Raw genomic sequence first — 933 nt, 5'->3', positions numbered from 1 at the left:
GAACCTGACTCGAAAAGGTTTCAACAATATCCGTACCTTGCCAAGCGTCGTGTCAGGACCCGGATGTGAGCGATAGTGATCCAGGCTTCGGCTGATGCGACGGACTTCTCCCAATCCTTCGCCAATCGTCGGCATCTGCCAAGCCATGCGAAGGTGCGCTCCACGACCCAGCGACGCGGCAGAACCTCGAAGCCCTTGGCCTTGTCGGTCCGCTTGACGATCTGGACAGTGAACGTAGCGATCTTTTGCAGTGCGCCCTTCAGCTTCGGTCCGGCATAACCACCGTCGGCGAAGATATGTCTCAGCCACGGCCAGCGCTTGAGAATGGTTTTGAGGACGGCAGGTGCACCATCGCGATCCTGAATATCGGCGCTGTGAACCACGAGGCCGACCATCAGTCCGAGCGTGTCGACGACGATATGACGCTTGCGTCCCTTGATCTTCTTGCCCGCGTCATAGCCCGAAATTCCGCCGCTTTCCGTGGTTTTCACGCTTTGACTGTCGATCACGCCCGCAGACGGCGAGGCTTCCCGGCCTTCCAATTCACGCGCCTCCATCACAAGATGATGGTTGATCCGACCCCATAACCCTGTCGCTCGCCATTCGTAGAAATAGGACTGCACAGTTGTAAAAGGCGGAAAATCCCTGGGCATCATCCGCCACTGGCACCCGGTCATGGCGATGTAAAGCAACGCATTCACGACCTCGCGAAGATCGGTGCTGCGCGGCCTGCCCAACCGCCTCGGTCTAGGCAGGCAAGGCGAGATCAATCCCCATTCTCGGTCCGTCAGATCGCTTGCATACCGCATTGTGCGTCGGGCATATTGCCGACGGGTGAAATCAGTCCAGCCCATTGTGATCTCCGTTCGTCCTAAGCAAACAAACAGAATCACAACTGGCTGATTTCACTCAACTCTTTTTCGGTCAGGCTCT

At 57.0% G+C, this 933-nt stretch carries 1 protein-coding gene; it reads right to left on the bottom strand.

Annotated elements, in window-relative coordinates:
• Positions 1-20 precede the first annotated feature (20 nt).
• Complete coding sequence (locus V8P77_RS34685; RefSeq protein WP_335916760.1) at positions 21-854, bottom strand: IS5 family transposase; 834 nt, start codon at positions 852-854, stop codon at positions 21-23.
• Positions 855-933 lie beyond the last annotated feature (79 nt).

Origin of the sequence: Rhizobium aouanii, assembly GCF_037002925.1 — a bacterium.
Lineage (GTDB): Bacteria > Pseudomonadota > Alphaproteobacteria > Rhizobiales > Rhizobiaceae > Rhizobium > Rhizobium aouanii.
The sequence above is the reverse complement of the archived record's forward strand: the minus strand, read 5'-3'. Positions and strand labels throughout refer to the sequence as shown.